The 16149-nt window shown below is 75.4% G+C and carries 14 protein-coding genes; 7 read left to right on the top strand and 7 right to left on the bottom strand.

Annotation, left to right across the window (positions count from 1 at the left end):
* Positions 1–111 precede the first annotated feature (111 nt).
* Together ACFVGO_RS18670 and ACFVGO_RS18675 are read right to left on the bottom strand one after the other, a co-directional pair.
* A complete protein-coding gene (locus ACFVGO_RS18670; protein WP_380632911.1) occupies positions 112–528 on the bottom strand; it encodes a hypothetical protein in 417 nt (138 codons plus the stop codon).
* Between the two features lie 6 nt (positions 529–534).
* Positions 535–1083, bottom strand: a complete 549-nt coding sequence (locus ACFVGO_RS18675) for a universal stress protein (RefSeq protein ID WP_359900302.1) — start codon at positions 1081–1083, stop codon at positions 535–537.
* A gap of 280 nt (positions 1084–1363) precedes the next feature.
* On the opposite strand from ACFVGO_RS18675, the gene ACFVGO_RS18680 reads away from it, so the two are divergent.
* From ACFVGO_RS18680 to ACFVGO_RS18690, 3 genes are all read left to right on the top strand, one after another.
* Entirely contained in the window at positions 1364–3154 is a 1791-nt protein-coding gene (locus ACFVGO_RS18680; protein ID WP_380632913.1) for an oleate hydratase, read from the top strand.
* Positions 3155–3276: 122 nt separating this feature from the next.
* On the top strand, positions 3277–3624 hold the full coding sequence (locus ACFVGO_RS18685; protein WP_359900298.1) for a GntR family transcriptional regulator: 348 nt from the start codon (positions 3277–3279) through the stop codon (positions 3622–3624).
* Positions 3621–4634: a DUF1648 domain-containing protein gene (locus ACFVGO_RS18690; protein WP_380351115.1), complete on the top strand. Its 1014-nt coding sequence runs from the start codon at positions 3621–3623 to the stop codon at positions 4632–4634. The genes ACFVGO_RS18685 and ACFVGO_RS18690 overlap by 4 nt, the downstream gene beginning before the upstream one ends.
* A 105-nt stretch (positions 4635–4739) precedes the next feature.
* Here the strand turns inward: ACFVGO_RS18690 and ACFVGO_RS18695 are convergent, their stop codons facing one another.
* A complete protein-coding gene (locus ACFVGO_RS18695) occupies positions 4740–7538 on the bottom strand; it encodes a hypothetical protein (protein ID WP_380632916.1) in 2799 nt (932 codons plus the stop codon).
* Positions 7539–7992: 454 nt separating this feature from the next.
* Between ACFVGO_RS18695 and ACFVGO_RS18700 the strand changes: the two genes are divergently transcribed.
* On the top strand, positions 7993–8742 hold the full coding sequence (locus ACFVGO_RS18700; protein ID WP_359900292.1) for a hypothetical protein: 750 nt from the start codon (positions 7993–7995) through the stop codon (positions 8740–8742).
* 145 nt (positions 8743–8887) lie between these two features.
* Entirely contained in the window at positions 8888–9727 is an 840-nt protein-coding gene (locus tag ACFVGO_RS18705) for an SAM-dependent methyltransferase (protein WP_359900290.1), read from the top strand.
* A 111-nt stretch (positions 9728–9838) separates the two neighbouring features.
* Here the strand turns inward: ACFVGO_RS18705 and ACFVGO_RS18710 are convergent, their stop codons facing one another.
* Complete coding sequence (locus tag ACFVGO_RS18710) at positions 9839–10474, bottom strand: response regulator (RefSeq protein WP_380351156.1); 636 nt, start codon at positions 10472–10474, stop codon at positions 9839–9841.
* Between the two features lie 50 nt (positions 10475–10524).
* Positions 10525–11754 (bottom strand): sensor histidine kinase, encoded by a 1230-nt coding sequence (locus ACFVGO_RS18715; RefSeq protein WP_380632919.1) that lies wholly within the window; start codon positions 11752–11754, stop codon positions 10525–10527.
* A gap of 126 nt (positions 11755–11880) precedes the next feature.
* On the opposite strand from ACFVGO_RS18715, the gene ACFVGO_RS18720 reads away from it, so the two are divergent.
* Both ACFVGO_RS18720 and ACFVGO_RS18725 read left to right on the top strand, forming a co-directional pair.
* Positions 11881–12804, top strand: a complete 924-nt coding sequence (locus tag ACFVGO_RS18720; RefSeq protein WP_380351108.1) for an ATP-binding cassette domain-containing protein — start codon at positions 11881–11883, stop codon at positions 12802–12804.
* Entirely contained in the window at positions 12801–13676 is an 876-nt protein-coding gene (locus ACFVGO_RS18725; RefSeq protein ID WP_380351106.1) for an ABC transporter permease subunit, read from the top strand. The genes ACFVGO_RS18720 and ACFVGO_RS18725 overlap by 4 nt, the downstream gene beginning before the upstream one ends.
* A 118-nt stretch (positions 13677–13794) precedes the next feature.
* Here the strand turns inward: ACFVGO_RS18725 and ACFVGO_RS18730 are convergent, their stop codons facing one another.
* Both ACFVGO_RS18730 and ACFVGO_RS18735 read right to left on the bottom strand, forming a co-directional pair.
* Positions 13795–14436: a maleylpyruvate isomerase N-terminal domain-containing protein gene (locus ACFVGO_RS18730; RefSeq protein ID WP_359900280.1), complete on the bottom strand. Its 642-nt coding sequence runs from the start codon at positions 14434–14436 to the stop codon at positions 13795–13797.
* Positions 14433–15938 carry an MFS transporter gene (locus ACFVGO_RS18735; RefSeq protein ID WP_359900278.1) on the bottom strand — a complete coding sequence of 502 codons (1506 nt, stop codon included), beginning with the start codon at positions 15936–15938 and terminating at the stop codon, positions 14433–14435. Before ACFVGO_RS18735 ends, ACFVGO_RS18730 begins: the two co-directional genes overlap by 4 nt.
* Between the last annotated feature and the right edge of the window lie 211 nt (positions 15939–16149).

The raw sequence follows: 16149 nt of genomic DNA on the forward strand, positions 1-16149 counted from the left end.
GGTCCGCGGGCTCTGAGGGAAAGCAACGTGGACAACCGCGCCTGGGGCGACCGGGGAGGGGTGGCAGCCGGAGTGGGCCGGCGAAGGGAGAAGACCGTCGCGGGCGGCGCCTCAGCGCGGGCCGTCGGGGCGCGGCGGGAACGCCCCTACGGTGCGGCGCGGAAGGGCGGCGGACAGCGCCGCCAGCAGCGCGGCGGCGGTGAACAGCGCGTAGTGCCCGGCCTCCGGCCCGGGGCCCGCCCAGCCGAGTTCGCCGTGGCGGTGTTCGGAGAAGGCGTTGTGGCAGAGCCAGGCGGCCAGGCCGATCAGCGGTGCGTCAACCGGCCGGGAACGACGGCCGACCAGGGCGCACAGCGCCAGGTGGGCGAGGTACGGCAGCGGGCCGGCGTGCAGTTCACCGACGGCACCGAGGGCGAGCGCCAGAGCGCCGCCGGCGAGCAGCGCGACGGCGCCGGAGGTGCCGTCCGGGAACCGGTAGAGCACCGGGCGGCAGCGCCGCCCGCCGGGCCGGGCCGAGTACATCCGCACCGCGGACTACCGCTGCATCGAGGCGAGTTCGCGCTCGGTGGCGACCGGCAGGTGCCATCGGGTGCGCCGGTGCAGGGCCTCCAGGTCGTGCAGCAGCTCGGGCACCGGGACGGTCAGCACCGGACAGCCCGCCCGCCGGGCGCAGTGGCCGGGCACCGATCGCCGCAGCCGGCGGTGCAGCGGGCCGCCGCTGCGCCCGAGGACCAGCAGGTCGTCCGGGCGGTCGGCGATGTGCAGCAGGGCCGGTCCGGTCTCGCCGCGGACCACGACCGGGCTCAGCGGCACGCCGGGGTCGGCGCCGCCGAAGGCCTCGTCGAGGGCGTCCCGCAGCCGCCGTTCGGCGGCCTCCCGGACGGCGGCGAGCAGCGGCGGGCAGGGCGAGCGCCGGTAGCCGTGTTCGCCGCCGGGCGGCTCCCAGGCGAGCACCGGCACCAGGACGGCGCCGCGGTCGCGGGCCTCGGCGACGCCGCGGTGCAGGGCGGCCAGGCTTCCCAGCGACCCGCTGACCCCGACCACCACCCTGGGGGCGGCCTTCGAACTCCCGTTGCCGTGCATGATCCGTCCTCGTGTGGTCGTGTTCGCCGTCGTCCTCCACCCAACCGCCGCGACGGTGCTGACCTGCTCTCCTTGACGGCTTCCTGACGTTCCGGCCGGTGTTCCCAACGCGCTCCATACGCGGCCCGCCGGGTGTCCGGACCGTCCGGATCGTCCGGGCCTCACCCGTTCGGCGTACTCAACAGGCGAGGGTCACCGCCGGATGGGTGGATGGAGACGGCCCGCCGGGATGCGGCATGCCCGACGGGCGGTTCTGTCGAACGTTCTAGGGAGCACGGGCTTGTACTACAGCAGCGGCAACTACGAGGCGTTCGCCCGGCCGAGGAAGCCCGAGGGGGCCGAGCGCAAGCGGGCGTGGTTCGTGGGGTCGGGGCTCGCGGCGCTGGCCGGGGCGGCCTTCCTGGTCCGGGACGGACAGGTGCCCGGCGAGCGGATCACGATCCTGGAACGGCTCAAGCTGGCCGGCGGCGCGCTGGACGGGATCGAGGTGCCCGAGAAGGGCTTCGTGGTCCGCGGCGGGCGCGAGCTGGAGGACCACATGGAGTGCCTGTGGGACCTCTTCCGCTCGGTGCCCTCGCTGGAGATCGAGGGCGCGTCCGTGCTGGACGAGTTCTACTGGCTCAACAAGGACGACCCGAACTTCTCCCTCCAGCGGGTCACCGAGCGCCGCGGCCAGGACGCCCGCACCGACGGCCTGTTCGCACTCGACGACAAGGCCCAGAAGGACCTGGTCCGGGTCTTCCTCGCGACCCGCGAGGAGCTGGAGGGCAAGCGGATCGACGAGGTCTTCTCGCGGCACTTCCTGGACAGCGACTTCTGGCTGTACTGGCGGACCATGTTCGCCTTCGAGGAGTGGCACGGCGCCCTGGAGATGAAGCTCTACCTGCACCGCTTCATCCACCACATCGGCGGCCTGCCGGACCTGTCCGCGCTGAAGTTCACCAAGTACAACCAGTACGAGTCGATGGTCCTGCCGCTGACCCACTGGCTGATGGACCAGGGCGTCCGGTTCCGGTACGAGGTCGAGGTCACCGACATCGACTTCGACGTCTCCCCCGCCACCCGGGACGCCCCCGGCCGCAAGCAGGCCACCCGGATCCGCTGGCGGGAGGCCGGCCGGGAGGGCGGGGTGGACCTCGGCCCGGACGACCTGGTGTTCACCACCATCGGCTCGCTCACCGAGAACTCCGACGACGGCGACCAGCACACCCCGGCCCGGCTGGACGAGGGCCCGGCCCCGGCCTGGGACCTGTGGCGCCGGATCGCCGCCAAGGACCCGGCCTTCGGCCGCCCCGAGGTGTTCTGCGGCAACATCGCCGAGAGCAAGTGGGAGTCGGCGACCGTCACCACCCTGGACCCGCGCATCCCGCACTACATCCAGAAGGTCGCCAAGCGCGACCCGTTCAGCGGCGGCGTGGTCACCGGCGGCATCGTGACCGCCCGGGACTCCTCCTGGCTGCTGAGCTGGACTGTCAACCGCCAGCCGCACTTCAAGCAGCAGCCCGCCGACCGGATCGTGGTCTGGGTCTACTCGCTGTTCGTCGACCGCCCGGGCGACTTCGTGCGCAAGCCCATGCAGGCGTGCACCGGCGAGGAGATCACCCAGGAGTGGCTGTACCACCTGGGCGTGCCGGTCGGCGAGATCCCCGACCTGGCCGCGAACGCCGCCCGCTGCGTGCCGGTGATGATGCCGTACGTGACGTCGTTCTTCCTGCCCCGGCACGCGGGCGACCGGCCGGACGTGGTGCCCGAGGGCGCCGTCAACTTCGCCTTCATCGGCCAGTTCGCGGAGACCACCCGGGACTGCGTCTTCACCACCGAGTACTCGGTGCGCACCGGCATGGAGGCCGTCTACCGGCTGCTCGACGTCGAGCGCGGCGTGCCCGAGGTGTTCAACTCCACCTACGACGTGCGCAAGCTGCTCGCCGCCACCACCCGGCTCCGCGACGGCGCCGAACTCGACCTGCCCGGGCCGGAGTTCCTGCGCAAGCGGCTGCTGCGGCGGCTGGAGGCCACCGAGATCGGCGAGCTGATGCAGGAGTTCGGCCTGATCGAGGACGAGCGGAAGTAGCCGACGAGCGGGGGGGTAGCCGACGAGCGGGGGTGGCCGCGGGCGGTGAGCACCGCCCGCGGCCAGTGGCAGTGGCAGTGGCAGTGGCACAAGACATGGATGGTGCTATCGTCAGTAGCACTATGTTGCTGAAGCTGGACATCGGGGACACCCGACCGCTGCACGAACAGGTCGCCGGCGCGATCAGACGGGCCGTCGCCGAGGGCGAGTGCGCCCCCGGGGACAAGCTGCCCCCGGCGCGGGAGCTCTCCCGGGCGCTGGGGGTGAACACCAACACCGTCCTGCGCGGGCTGCGGACGCTGCGCGACGAGGGGGTGCTGGAGTTCCGCCGGGGCCGCGGCATCACGATCGCGACCGGCGCCGACACCCGCTCCGAACTGGTGGACCGCGTACGGCAGTTGGTCGAGGACGCGGCCCGGTTCGGCTACAGCAGGAACGATCTCGTGGACATGATCAGGGGGATGTCGTGACGGACGACGGCACAACGAAGGAAGCGACCACGGCGGAACGACCGGCGGCTCGCGGTGCCCTCTGGGCCGCGGCGGCCTGGTCCGTCGGCGTGCTGGCACTGCTGGTCGCCCTGCCGCTGGTGGCGCGCCACCGGCTGCCGGACCCGCTGGCCACCCACTGGGGCGGGCGGGAGCCGAACGGCTCGATGTCGCTGACGGCGGCCGCGCTGTTCCCGGCCGCGTTCTGGGCGGTCCTGGTGCTCACCTCGGTGGCCGTGCGGCGGTACTGGGCCGACCGGTCGCCCGGGGCGGCGGCGGCCACGCTGGCGGCCGGCGGGGTGCTGCTGACGGGGGCGCAGACCTCGATCGTGCACGCCAACCTCGACCGCGCCCGCTGGCAGGACGCCGCACCGATGGGCGTCGAGGTGGTCCTGATCCTGCTGGCCACCGGCCTCGCCGGGCTGCTGGCCCTGCTGGCCGGCCGCCGCTTCGGCGGCCGGCCCGAGCGGCTCCCGGCGGCCGGGGCGGATCCGCTGGAGATGCCCGCGGGCGAGCGGTTCGTCTGGCTCTCCCGGGCCGCCAACCCGTGGCTGCAGCTGGCCGCCGCGGTGTTCGCGCTGGTGACGGTGGCGGGAGTGCTGGCCGCCGCGAGCGGGGTCGCCGAGCTGGACTGGGCGCTGGTGGTGCCGTTCGCCGTCGTCTCCCTCGCGTGCCTCGCCTGCTCCTCGGTGCGGGCGCGGGTGACCGCCGGCGGCCTGACCGTCGGATTCGGCCCGTTCGGCCGGCCCGTGCGCCACTGGTCCCCCGCCGAGCTCGAATCCGCCCGCGCCGAGCAGCGCACCGCCGCGCAGGCGGGCGGCTGGGGCTACCGGATGAACCGGCTCGGCACCACCGTGATGCTGCGCGGGGGCGTCTGCCTGGTGGTCCGCACCCGTCAGGGCACGGACTTCGCGGTCAGCGTCGACGACGCCGAGCGCGGGGCCGCCCTGCTCAACGCGCTGATCGCGCGCACCGGGCAGCCGGCCGGCTGAACCGTCCCGGCGGAGGCGAAGGGGCGGTTCGGCCACCACGGCCGGACCGCCCCACCGCTTCCACTGCTCGCACGGCTCGCACCGCTCGCACCGCTTCCGCCGCCGTCAGGACTCCCCCGCGCGCAGTTCGGTGGCGATCTGCCGCCGTCCCGCGACCAGCGTCTCCAGCACCACCCCGAGGCAGGCCACGAGCGCCAGTCCCGCCGTGGGCAGCAGCACCGGCAGCACCGCCGGGCCCAGGCCGTCGCCGGCCTCGGCGCCGATCAGGGTGGAGAGGTCGAAGGCCGGCCCGAGCAGGACGGCCGCCACCGCCGCGACCACCGCACCGCCGACGGCCGCCGCCAGCGTCCGCGGCAGTGCCTCGGCGACGATCAGCGCCAGCCCCTGACGGGGTCGCAGGCCCATGGTGCGCAGCCGGGCGAGCACCGCCGTCCGGTCGGGCGCGGCGCGCAGCAGCGTCAGCAGGACCGCGAGGACGGCGAATCCGGCACTGGCGGGCGCCGCGTACCAGAACAGCCGCCCGGCGGCCTGCTGCAGCGGGTCGGCGGCGAGCTGCGCGGCGTACTCGCGGCTGCTGCCCACCGCGTAGGCGGGCGGCAGCCCGTGGTCGCCCTTGCCGTCCGCCGCGGCGTTCTCCGAGATGAGCTTGGCGAGGCCGGTCGGCTCGACCAGGCCGCGTTCCAGGAGGAGCGATCTGATCCGCCCGGGGTCGAGGCCGTCGCCCACGGCCAGCCACCCGGTCCACCGGCCGAGCTCCGGCAGGCGTTCCACCGCCGGACCGCTGGGCACCACGACGAAGGGCAGGGCCGGCTCCGGCAGCGCCGGCGTCGCGGTGACGATCCCGGCGACGGTGGTGCGCAGCTCGCTCGCGGTGGACAGGTGCACCGTCGGCGCGCCGGCGCCCAGCCGCGCGGCCAGGTCGCTGCTGAACAGCGCGGGCACCGGGGTGTCCGGGCCGCCGGGGGTGCCGGCGAGCTTCGCCGGGTCGAACCCGCCGGCCCCGAGGGTGCGGGCGATCTCGGCGTACGCGGTCGGCTCGGCGACCACCAGGGTCACCTTGGTGTAGTTGTTCGCGTCGGCGCCGACGAACAGCGCCCGGGGGTCCACCCGGACCGCCGTCGCGCCCCGGGTCTGCGGAAGGTCGCCCGCGGCCTTGAGGAACGGTTCCGGCAGGGTCGCGTAGCCCGGGACGGAGACGGCGACGTCGCCGCCGGTCGCGAGGCGCGCGGCGCTCAGCCTGCCGCGGTCCACCGCGTCGAGCAGGGTGGCGCCGAAGCCGGTCGCGGTGACGGCGATCAGCAGGGCGAGCAGCGGCAGCGCGGAGGGCCGGCGCCGGCCGGAGTGGTCGCGGGAGGCCCGGGAGAGGCCGAGGAAGCCGATCAGGCCGCGGCCCCGGCGGGCCAGGGCGGCCAGTCGGCCGATCACCACGGGCTCGATCCGTGCCAGCAGCAGCCCGCCGGCGACGGCGAGCAGCAGCGGCGCGGCCACCAGCAGCGGATCCGCTCCCCGGCCGGGGTGGCCGACGCCGCGCCGGCGGACCTCGGCCACCGCCACCGCGGTGACGGCCAGCAGCGCGACTTCGCCGATCAGCCGGCGCCACGGCCCGGTCCGCCGGGGGTGCGTCCGGAGCAGGGCGGCGCGCACCGGGAAGGCGAGCAGGGCGAACAGGGTGGCGACCAGGCCGGCCGCCACCGCGAAGCCCCACCGGGGTGTGGGCAGCAGCACCAGGGCGAGCACCGCTCCGAGTACCGCGGCGGGCAGGACCGTCACCGCGCTCTCGCCGAGCAGCCGCAGCAGCACCCCGCCGCGCGAGCAGCCACGGGCCCGGAGCAGCCGCAGTTCGGCGGCGCGCCGGTCGGTGCCGAGCGCGGCGGCCAGGCAGAGCACCACGGCGGCGACGCCCGCGACGCCGGCCGGGCCGACCGCGCCCAGCGCCATCGCTGCCCGGTAGCGCTCGGCCGCCCAGGTGAGGACCACGGGCAGCGTCGAGACGACCCGCAGATCGGCGCGCCCGGTCGCGGTGACCAGGGCGTCGGCCTCCGGCCCGGCCAGCAGGGGCGCGACGGCGGCGCGGGTCCGTTCCAGCCGGTCGGCGCGCAGCGGGGCGGGGTCGACGGAGACCCGCCAGAAGTTCTGGACGGACGGGCTCCAGGCGGTCAGCGCGCCCACGCTGCCGTCGTCGACGAAACCGGTGACCTCCTGCCAGTTGCCGTGCTCCGCGTCGAGCCCCAGGCAGGGGCGGTTCGGGCAGCCGATGCCGACCCAGAACGGGTCCGAGGGGTCGTTCTGCCGGTAGATGCCGGTCACCACGGTGGTCCGTCGGCTGTCGGGGCCGCTGCTGCCGTTGTCGAGGACGTCTCCGACCTTGATGCCGATCGCCTCGGCGGCCTCCCGGCTCACCACCGTCGGCACCGGGGCGCCGGCCGCGGCGGGGCCGGGCCAGCCGCCCTCGGTCAGGGTGACCCGGTCGGCGAGGCCCTGCAGCCGGATCAGCAGGATCCTGGGCGGGATGTCCTGGCTCACCCGGTGGTAGCCCGGGTTGTACACCGGGTTGGTCTCGGTCCTGGTGCCGTGCGCCAGGCGGTCCGGTGCCAGCGCCACCGTCGCGCCGACGCGCGCCACGATGTCCCGGTCGACGGCGTCGAGGGCGGCGGCGGTGTCGGTCGGGCGGGCCTTGGAGGCGAAGTGCAGGCTGGTCGCGTGGATGCCCTTCTGGCGCACGAAGTCCCGCAGCGCCGCGTCCGCGTTCCGGTCCGTGACGCGGGGGACGGCCACGGCCAGCAGGACGGTGACGAAGGCGAGGGCGGCCGTCAGCAGGGCCGCCGAGGGGCTGGCGCGCAGCCGGGTGCGGACCCAGCGGGCCGGACGGAGGGCGGTCCCGGCGGGGTCGGCCTTGGTGGTCACGGTTCCTCCACGAGGCGCAGCGGGACGGCGGCCGCCGATCGGCCGGGGTGGACACGGCGCACGGCGGCGCACGGGTCACCGGTGCGCGGGGCTCCGGCGACCGGACAGCGGACGATGCTGTCAGATCCGATCGCCGATCGGAAGGGAATCGCACGAATCAATTCCCGCTAGGTCGGTGAGGATTGGGCTGGTGGCAGCCGCCTTTCCGGTTCTCCGCGGGGGAGTTGAACCGGTGGAGCCGTCACGGCCGTGGTGGATGGTGACCCGAGGTTCTCCGGACGGTCATTGAGGGCGTAAACCGCTCAAATCGGTGGTGCTTCGAACGCCGATGCGGGTACACAAGGTGACGGTCGCTCAGGTGTGTGGCGGCGCCCGTCCGACGCCGCCCCACCCCGTCCCCCGCGACCGGAGGAACAGCGGGCCGAGGAGCCCGTGGAAAGACAAGGAGGCGTCCGTGACGCACGACTCGCGCACGCAGAACTCCCCCGGTGTCCGGCGGAGCATCCAGGACGTTCGAACCATCGCGATCCTTCGCCTCGGCGTCGGCCTGATCGGCGTCCTGCTGCCGCCGGCCCTGCCGTTCGGCAACTGGCTGGCCGCCGAGGTGACGGGGCGCGGCACCGACGACTTCTGGCCGGGCTCGATGAGCGCCGCCTACTACACCGACACCCGGAACCTCTTCGTCGGCGGACTGTGCGCCCTCGGGGTGTTCCTGATCTGCTACCGCTTCGACCGCCGGGACGACCGCTGGAGCACGGCCGCCGGGTTCTTCGCGGTCGGGGTCGCGCTGTGCCCGACGGCCCCGGCGGGCGCCTCCGGCCTCCAGCGCACCGTCGGAGTGTTCCACCTCGTCTTCGCCGGCCTGCTGTTCGTCATGCTGGCGATGTTCTGCCTCCACTCCTTCCGCAATCCCCGCTCCACCCAGCCGGCCCGGGTGAGCACGGCCTACCTGGTGGCCGGGGTGGTGATCCTGGTCGCCCTGGCGCTCTCCGTCCTGGCCGGGGTGACGGGCCTCGGCTCGGGCTGGTCGGTACGGCCGCTGTACCTGTGCGAGTGGCTGGCGACGTGGGCCTTCGGCATCGCGTGGACAGGCGCCGCACTCGAACTGGCGGCGCACGGCCGGGGCGACGCCGGGTCCGCCGCCGTCCCCCGTCAGCCGGGCGCCGCCGCGCTCGACCCGGAGCACCCGGAGGCGCGGGCCTGAGACACCCGGAGGCGCGGGCCCGAAGCGCCCGGAGGCACGGGCCTGAGGGCCCGTCATTCCGCCGCACCGGTCGACCGTTACCATGCGCACCATGGGCCGCCACCTCGGCGGTCGCTGACGGACGCCCAGCAGCGGGAGAACGAGCATGGCGAACGAGATCCGGGCGGAGCGCGGTCCGCACGAGGATTACCCATCGGTGGACCTGCGGATGGACGTTCCGCACTCCGCCCGGGTCTACGACTACCTCATCGGCGGCAAGACCAACTTCGAGGCGGACCGGGTCGCGGCGCACGCCTCGGTGCAGGCCTGGCCGTCGCTGCCGATCTCGATGCGCACCACCCGCGACTTCATGCAGCGCTCGGTGCGCCGACTCGCCGAGCAGTACGGCGTGCGGCAGTTCCTGGACGTCGGCACCGGCATCCCGACCTCGCCGAACCTGCACGAGATCGCCCAGGCGATCGCCCCCGAGGCCCGGGTCGGGTACGTGGACAACGACCCGATCGTGCTGACCCACGCGCGGGCCCTGATGGACAGCACGCCCGAGGGCCGCACCTGTTACGTGGACGCCGACTTCCGCGACCCGGAGTCGATCATCAACAACCCCCGGCTGCGCGAGGTGCTCGACTTCTCGCAGCCGGTGGCGCTGTCGCTGATCGCGATCGTCCACTTCGTGCTGGACGAGGACGACCCGCAGGGCATCGTGCGCCGCTTCATGGACGCCCTGGCCCCCGGCAGCTTCCTCGCCCTGACGGTCTTCACGGGTGACACCGACCCGGTGGGCGTGGGTGGCGTCGGCCGCGAGTACAACGCGCGCGGCATCCCGCTCCAGATCCGCGACAAGGCCGAGGCCGAGGCGTTCTTCGAGGGCTACGAGCTGCTCGACCCGGGCGTCACGCTGGTGCACAACTGGCGGCCGGACGCCGACGCCCCGCCCGTCCGCGACCGGGACATCGCGATGTACGCGGGCGTGGCGGTCAAGCGCTGAGCCCCGGCTCCTCGTGATCGAGTGCCGAATCGTTTCTGCGATGGGCCCGGCCGACCGGCCGGGCCCGTTCCAGCAGGACCGTTGAAGGCAAGCCCGTTCCAGCAGGACCGTTCAAGCGGATACGGAGACCAGGCCCGCCTCGTAGGCCAGGATGACCAGCTGCACCCGGTCCCGGGCGTCGAGCTTGGCCAGCAGCCGTGTCATGTAGGTCTTGACGGTCGCGATGCTGAGCACCAGTTCGGCGGCGATCTCGGTGTTGGACAGACCCCGGCCGACCAGGGTGAGGATCTCCCGCTCGCGCCCGGTGATCGCCGCCAGCCGCTCGGCCGCCACCGCAGCGGCGGCGGGGGCGTGCCCACCGCCCCCGGGCCACTGCGGGCGGCCGGCGATGAACGCCCCGATCAGCCGCCGGGTGACGCCCGGCGCGATCAGCGCGTCCCCGGCGGCGACCACCCGCACCGCCCCGAGGATGTCGTCCAGCGCCATGTCCTTGACCAGGAAGCCGGACGCCCCCGCGTGCAGCGCCGCGTACACGTGCTCGTCCTCGTCGAAGGTGGTGAGCACCACCACCCGGGTCGGCCCGCCGTCGGCGGTCACCAGCCGGGTGGCCTCGATGCCGTCCATGCCTGGCATCCGGATGTCCATCACCACGACGTCCGGCCGCAGTTCGGCGGCCAGCCGGACGGCCTCCGCCCCGGTGCCCGCCTCACCCACCACCTCGACGTCGTCCGTCTCCGCGATCACCATCTCCAGCGCGGCGCGCACCAACGGCTGGTCGTCCACCAGCACCACCCGGATCACGCGCCCGCCCCCTCGACCGGGACCGGCCCGGGAACCGAAACCGATCCCGGCACCGGCACCGGCAGCCGGGCGGCCACCCGGAAGCCGCCGCCGGGCAGCGGCCCGGCCTCGAACTCCCCGCGCAGCAGGACGGCCCGCTCCCGCAGCCCGGCCAGCCCGAACCCGGCCCCGGGCGCCCGGCCCCGGCCCCGGCCCCGGTCGGTGACCTCGACGGACAGCTCCCCCGCCGTGCGGTGGTCCACCGCCACCACGCAGGCGTCCACGTCCGCGTGCCGCACCACGTTGGTGACGGATTCCTGAACGATCCGGAAGGCCGCCAGGTCGACCTCCGGCGGCAGCGGCCCCGGCTCGCCGTGCCGCCGGACCTCCACCCGCACCCCCGCCGCCGTGGTCGCCCCGGCCAGCCGGTCGAGGTCGGCCAGGCCCTGCGACAGCGTCGCCGAGGCCTCGCCGTCGGCCCGCCGCAGCGCGACCAGCATCCGGCGCAGCGCGGCCAGGGTCTCCCGCCCGGCGGCCTCGATCTCGCCCAGCGCCTGCGCTGCCCGCTCCGGCCGACGGTCGATCACCCGGCGGGCCGCACCGGCCTGGAGGGCGACGATGCCGAGGCTGTGCGCGACGGTGTCGTGCATCTCGCGGGCGATCCGCAGCCGTTCGGCGGTGACCGCCTCCTCGGCCGCCCGGGCGCTGAGCGCCTCGGCGTGCTCCCGGTTCTGCCGCACCGAACGGCCGACCAGCCAGGCGACCAGCGCGAGCAGCGCGGCGCCGTCGGCCGAGCCGATGTGGGTGCCCGTGAAGATGCCCACCGTGCTGCCGCGCACCAGGCCGATGTGCAGCACCAGGAAGACCATGACCAGCGCGAACGCGGCCCGGGAGCTGCGCCGGGGCCGGTCGGCGGTGATCAGGCAGAGCGCGGTGTCCACGGCCAGCAGCGCACCGGGCGGCACCTGGGCGCCGCCGGCCCAGCCGTCGGTCTCGGTGAACGCGGCGACCAGCAGCAGGGCGACCGAGAGCACCGGCAGCCGCCGCACCAGCGCCGCGCCCGTGAAGGCGAGCACCGTGTCGGCCAGGGTGAACGCCCAGCCGCCGTGCGCGGCGGCGCCGGGGTGCTGCGCAGCGGCGCCGCCGAGCCGTACGGCGGGGTAGCCGGCGGCCGCGCACCAGGCGAGACCGACCCAGACCTCGGGCGGGACGCGCCGGAACAGCGGCGGGGAGGGGGTCGTGGACATGGTTCGAGATCGTAGCGACGGCCGCCGCCCGCCGTCATCCAGCCCTGGTTGTACGACCGCGGGTGACCTGCGGTGTCGACGCCGGTCCGATGCGCCCGGCCGGTTCCCCCGGGCACCGTGGACCCCATGATCGAAGTTACCGAACTGACGAAGCGCTACGGCCGCGGCCGGCACGTCCGCACCGCCGTCGACCGCCTCTCCTTCACCGTCCGGCCGGGCCTGGTCACCGGCTTCCTCGGGCCCAACGGCGCGGGCAAGTCCACCACGCTGCGGATGATCCTGGGCCTCAGCACCCCCACCGCGGGCACCGCCACCGTGGCCGGCGTGCCCTTCGCCGACCGGCCGCGCGGACTGCGGCACGCCGGTGCGCTGCTCGACGCGGGCGACGCGCACGGCGGGCGCACCGGCCGGGCCCACCTGCGGGCGCTGGCCCGCGCCAACGCGATCCCGGCCGCGCGGGTCGATCAGGTGCTGGAGGAGGTCGGGCTCGCCGCGGCGGCCGGGCGCCGGATCGGCGGCTACTCGCTGGGGATGCGCCAGCGCCTGGGCATCGCCGGCGCGCTGCTCGGCGACCCGCCGGTGCTGCTGTTCGACGAGCCGCTGAACGGGCTCGACCCGGAGGGCGTGCTCTGGGTCCGCGGGCTGTTCCGGCGGCTCGCGGACGAGGGCCGCACGGTCTTCGTCTCCAGCCACATGATGGCCGAGATGGAGCACACCGCCGACCACCTGGTGGTGATCGGACGCGGGCGGCTGCTCGCCGACGAGAGCCTCACCGGGTTCGCCGCCCGGGCCGGCCGGGCCGCCGTCACCGTCCGGTCCGCCGAACCCGACCGGCTGGCGGCCGTGTTGACGGCGGCGGGCGCGGCCGTGCGGCCCGGCCCGGACGGCACCCTCGCGGTGAGCGGCCTGGACGCCACCCGGATCGGTGAACTCGCCCTGGAACAGCGCCTGTTGCTGCACGCCCTGACCACCCGGGGCGCCTCCCTGGAGGAGGCGTTCATGGACCTGACCGCCGACAGCGTCGAATACCTCGCCGGAGAGCCCCGATGAACACCCTGCCCACCCGCACCGCCGCCCTGCCCACCCGCACCGCCATCGAGCCCACCGGCGCCGCCACCGAGCCGCGCGCCCGCTTCGGCGACCTGCTGGCCGCCGAGTGGATCAAGTTCTGGTCACTGCGCTCGATCCCCTGGGTGCTCGGCCTCGGCGCCCTGGCGAGCATCGCCGCCAACCTCAAGTCCGCGGTGTACACCCGCGACCACTGGACGCCGGGCGAGGGCGATCCGGCGGTCATGGCGCAGACCGCGCTGAACGACGCCTTCAACGTCGTCTCCGCCGACATCCTGATGCTGGTCGCGGGCGGCCTCGGTGCGATCGTCATCGCGGGCGAGTACGCGACCGGGCTGATCCGCACCACCCTGGCGGCCGTGCCCGACCGCCGGGCGGTGATCCTCGCCAAGGCCTGCGTGCTGGCCGCCGTGCTGTTCGGCTACGGGGTGCTCACCGTCGGCGTCTCCTTCGGCGGGAGCCAGGCGATCCTGGCCGGGACCGGCATCGGACATTCCGTCACCGACCCGGCCGCGCTGCGGTACGTCGCGGCGGCGGTGCTGTTCGGCCCGGTCTGCGCCCTGGTCGGGCTCGGCCTCGGCACTCTGATCCGGCACAGCGCGGGTGCCGTGGTGGGGACCGTCGTGGTGCTGTTCTTCCTCCCCTCGCTGGTCACCGAGCGCTACCGCTGGAGCGCCGACCTGCTGCACGCCCTGCCGATGCCCGCTTGGCAGCGGCTGGCCCGGACCACCCTGGCGGGAATGCGCCCGTCCGAGTACCCGGCCACCGTCACGGGCGCCTGGGTCACCTTCGCGGTGTGGTCGCTGGCCTCGGTGGCGGTCGCCGCGGCCGCGGTCCGCCGCCGGGACCACTGACGGCCGGGAGGGCGCCCGGAGCGGAAGGCCCGCAGCGGATGGGCCCGCAGTGGAGAGCCCCGCACCGGATGGGCCCGCAGTGGAGGGCCCCGCACCGGAAGGCCCCGAGCGGAGGCGCTCAGAACGCCGCGATGCTCCCCGGCGCCCGCTCGGCCCGGCTGAGCGCCCGCAGCACCGCCGCCCGGCCGTGCCGCCGGGCGGCCAGCCGGGTCAGCAGGACGACGACGGACTCGAAGGCCTCCGGCGGGAGTTCGGGGCCCGGCACTCCGACGCTGACCGCCAGGTCGTCGCCGTGGACGGCCAGTTCCATCGTCCGGGTGGCCAGCAGGTCGTCCAGGGTGAGCGACCACGGGCCCCAGAACGGCAGCCGGACCGGCCGGGTGCCGTCCGCCGCCGCGAGCGTGCCCGCGAGCTCCGGCAGCACGGCGGCCAGCCGGCGGTGCAGCGCGGCCGGACCGTCGGCCGCGAAGGCCTCGCTGCCCTGCCGGATCCGCACGTTGGCGTCCGCGTCGAGCGCGGCGCCGACCCAGGCCGAGCGGGCGTAGTGCTCCAGCAGGCCGACCACCGGCTCGGCCGGCACGGCGGCGGCCAGCAGCTCCGGCAGGCAGAGGACCTGGTAGGCCAGGTGCCCGGCCAGCCCGCCGACGCTCCACCGCGCCAGCGCGCTCGGCCGCTGCCAGGCCCGGGCCACCTCCGGGCGGCGCAGGAGTTCCTCGGCCGTACCGGCGGCGGCCAGGAAGTCCCTCCGGGCGCCCGTCACGGCCCGTTCCCCACCCGCGGCCCGGCGGCCCGGAAGCCGCCCCGGCCCGAGGCCATGTCGGCGACCGCCACCAGCAGCGCCGTCAGCACCAGGCCGGCCGCCACCGTCACGCCCAGCTGGAAGGCCAGCGCCCAGTCCGGGCGGGGGCCGGCCGCGTGGGCGAAGAACACCGAGCCGACGACGGCGATGCCCACCGCCGAGCCGACCCGCTGCGCGGTCTGCATCACCCCGCCCGCGCTGCCCGCCCGGGCCACCGGCACCTGCTGGAGGGTCAGCGTCTGGTTCGGGGCGATCACCAGCCCGCTGCCCACCCCGGCGACCAGCAGCGGCAGCGCCGTCGTCCAGCCCACCCGGGGCCCCGACCACAGCTGCACCGCCAGCGCCGAGGCCAGCAGCCCGGCCAGCACCAGCACCAGTCCGGCCACCACCAGCCGCCGCCCCAGCCGGCTCACCAGGCGCCCGCCCACCGCCGCGGACACCCCCGAGCCGACCGCGAACGGCGTGATCGCCAGGCCCGCCGTCAGCGCCGAGTAGTGCAGGCCCGCCTGGAGGTAGAGCGTGAAGATGAAGAAGATCGCGGTGAACCCGGCGAAGTACACCAGCGACAGCAGCGTGCCCGCCGCGTACGGCCGCACCGCGAACAGCGCCATGCTCACCAGCGGTTCGCGCCGCCGCCCGTAGTGCAGTTCCCAGCCGACGAAGGCCGCGAGCAGCACCGCCGCCAGCGGCAGCAGCAGCCAGCGGGCCGAGCCGTGCCACTGCTGCGCCTGGACGAACGGCAGCAGCAGCGCGACCGTCCCGGCGCCGAGCAGCAGCACACCGACGGGGTCGAAGTCCCGGTGCCCGGCCCGCTGGTCGGCGGGCGGGGGCCCCGGGAGCAGCCGGCGGGCGATCGGCAGCACGGCGACCCCGATCGGCAGGTTGACCAGGAACACCCAGCGCCAGCCGTCCTGCGGGCCGACCAGGTGGATCAGCAGCCCGCCGAGCAGCGGCCCCACCGCGGTGGACAGTCCGATGGTGGCGCCGAGCGCGCCGAAGGCCCGGCCGCGCTCGGCGCCCTGGAACAGCACCTGGATGAAGCCGGACACCTGCGGCACCAGCACCCCGCCGGCCGCGCCCTGGAACAGCCGGGCCAGCACCAGCCACTCCTGGCTCTGCGCCGCCCCGGCGAGCGCGCTGGCCACCGTGAACAGCGCCAGCCCGGCGAGGAAGACGGCCCGTCGGCTGCGCGCGTCGCCGAGCCGCCCGGCGGGCACCAGAACCAGGCCGAAGGCCAGCGCGTAGCCGCTGAGCACCCACTGCAGACCGCTGTCGGACATGTGCAGCCCGGCCCGTACCGTCGGCAGGGCGACGTTGACGATGCTGACGTCCAGCAGGGTCATGAAGCCGGCGACCAGGCAGACGGCGAGCGCCCGCCAGCGCCGGGTGGCGGCCCGGGCGCCCACGGCGGTGGCGCCGGGCCGGGGCGGGTGCACGCTGCTGCGCGGGGGGTCGGCGTTCATGGGGAGCCTCTTCCCGGGGCCGGGGCGTCCGGGTCGGTGGATGATCGCCGGTCGGCTTCGTTCGGCCCGTCGTCGGTCGGCTTCGGTCGGCTTCGGTCGGCTTCGTTCGGCCCATCGTCGCCCGGGCCTCCCGGGGCCGCCACCCGGGCCACCGCCCGGGCCTGCACTCGGGGCTGCACTCGGGGCTGCACTCGGACCTGCGCTCGGGGCG

This window comes from Kitasatospora sp. NPDC057738 (genome assembly GCF_042798815.1).
GTDB classification, from domain to species: domain Bacteria; phylum Actinomycetota; class Actinomycetes; order Streptomycetales; family Streptomycetaceae; genus Kitasatospora; species Kitasatospora lactacystinica.

What these genes read in the sequence shown, in the direction of transcription:
- ACFVGO_RS18675 (WP_359900302.1), bottom strand. Translation starts at nt 1,083, where the DNA reads ATGCACGGCAACGGGAGTTCGAAGGCCGCCCCCAGGGTGGTGGTCGGG.
- ACFVGO_RS18685 (WP_359900298.1), top strand. Translation starts at nt 3,277, where the DNA reads ATGTTGCTGAAGCTGGACATCGGGGACACCCGACCGCTGCACGAACAG.
- ACFVGO_RS18705 (WP_359900290.1), top strand. Translation starts at nt 8,888, where the DNA reads ATGGCGAACGAGATCCGGGCGGAGCGCGGTCCGCACGAGGATTACCCA.
- ACFVGO_RS18710 (WP_380351156.1), bottom strand. Translation starts at nt 10,474, where the DNA reads ATGGTGATCGCGGAGACGGACGACGTCGAGGTGGTGGGTGAGGCGGGC.
- ACFVGO_RS18715 (WP_380632919.1), bottom strand. Translation starts at nt 11,754, where the DNA reads ATGTCCACGACCCCCTCCCCGCCGCTGTTCCGGCGCGTCCCGCCCGAG.
- ACFVGO_RS18720 (WP_380351108.1), top strand. Translation starts at nt 11,881, where the DNA reads ATGATCGAAGTTACCGAACTGACGAAGCGCTACGGCCGCGGCCGGCAC.
- ACFVGO_RS18725 (WP_380351106.1), top strand. Translation starts at nt 12,801, where the DNA reads ATGAACACCCTGCCCACCCGCACCGCCGCCCTGCCCACCCGCACCGCC.
- ACFVGO_RS18735 (WP_359900278.1), bottom strand. Translation starts at nt 15,938, where the DNA reads ATGAACGCCGACCCCCCGCGCAGCAGCGTGCACCCGCCCCGGCCCGGC.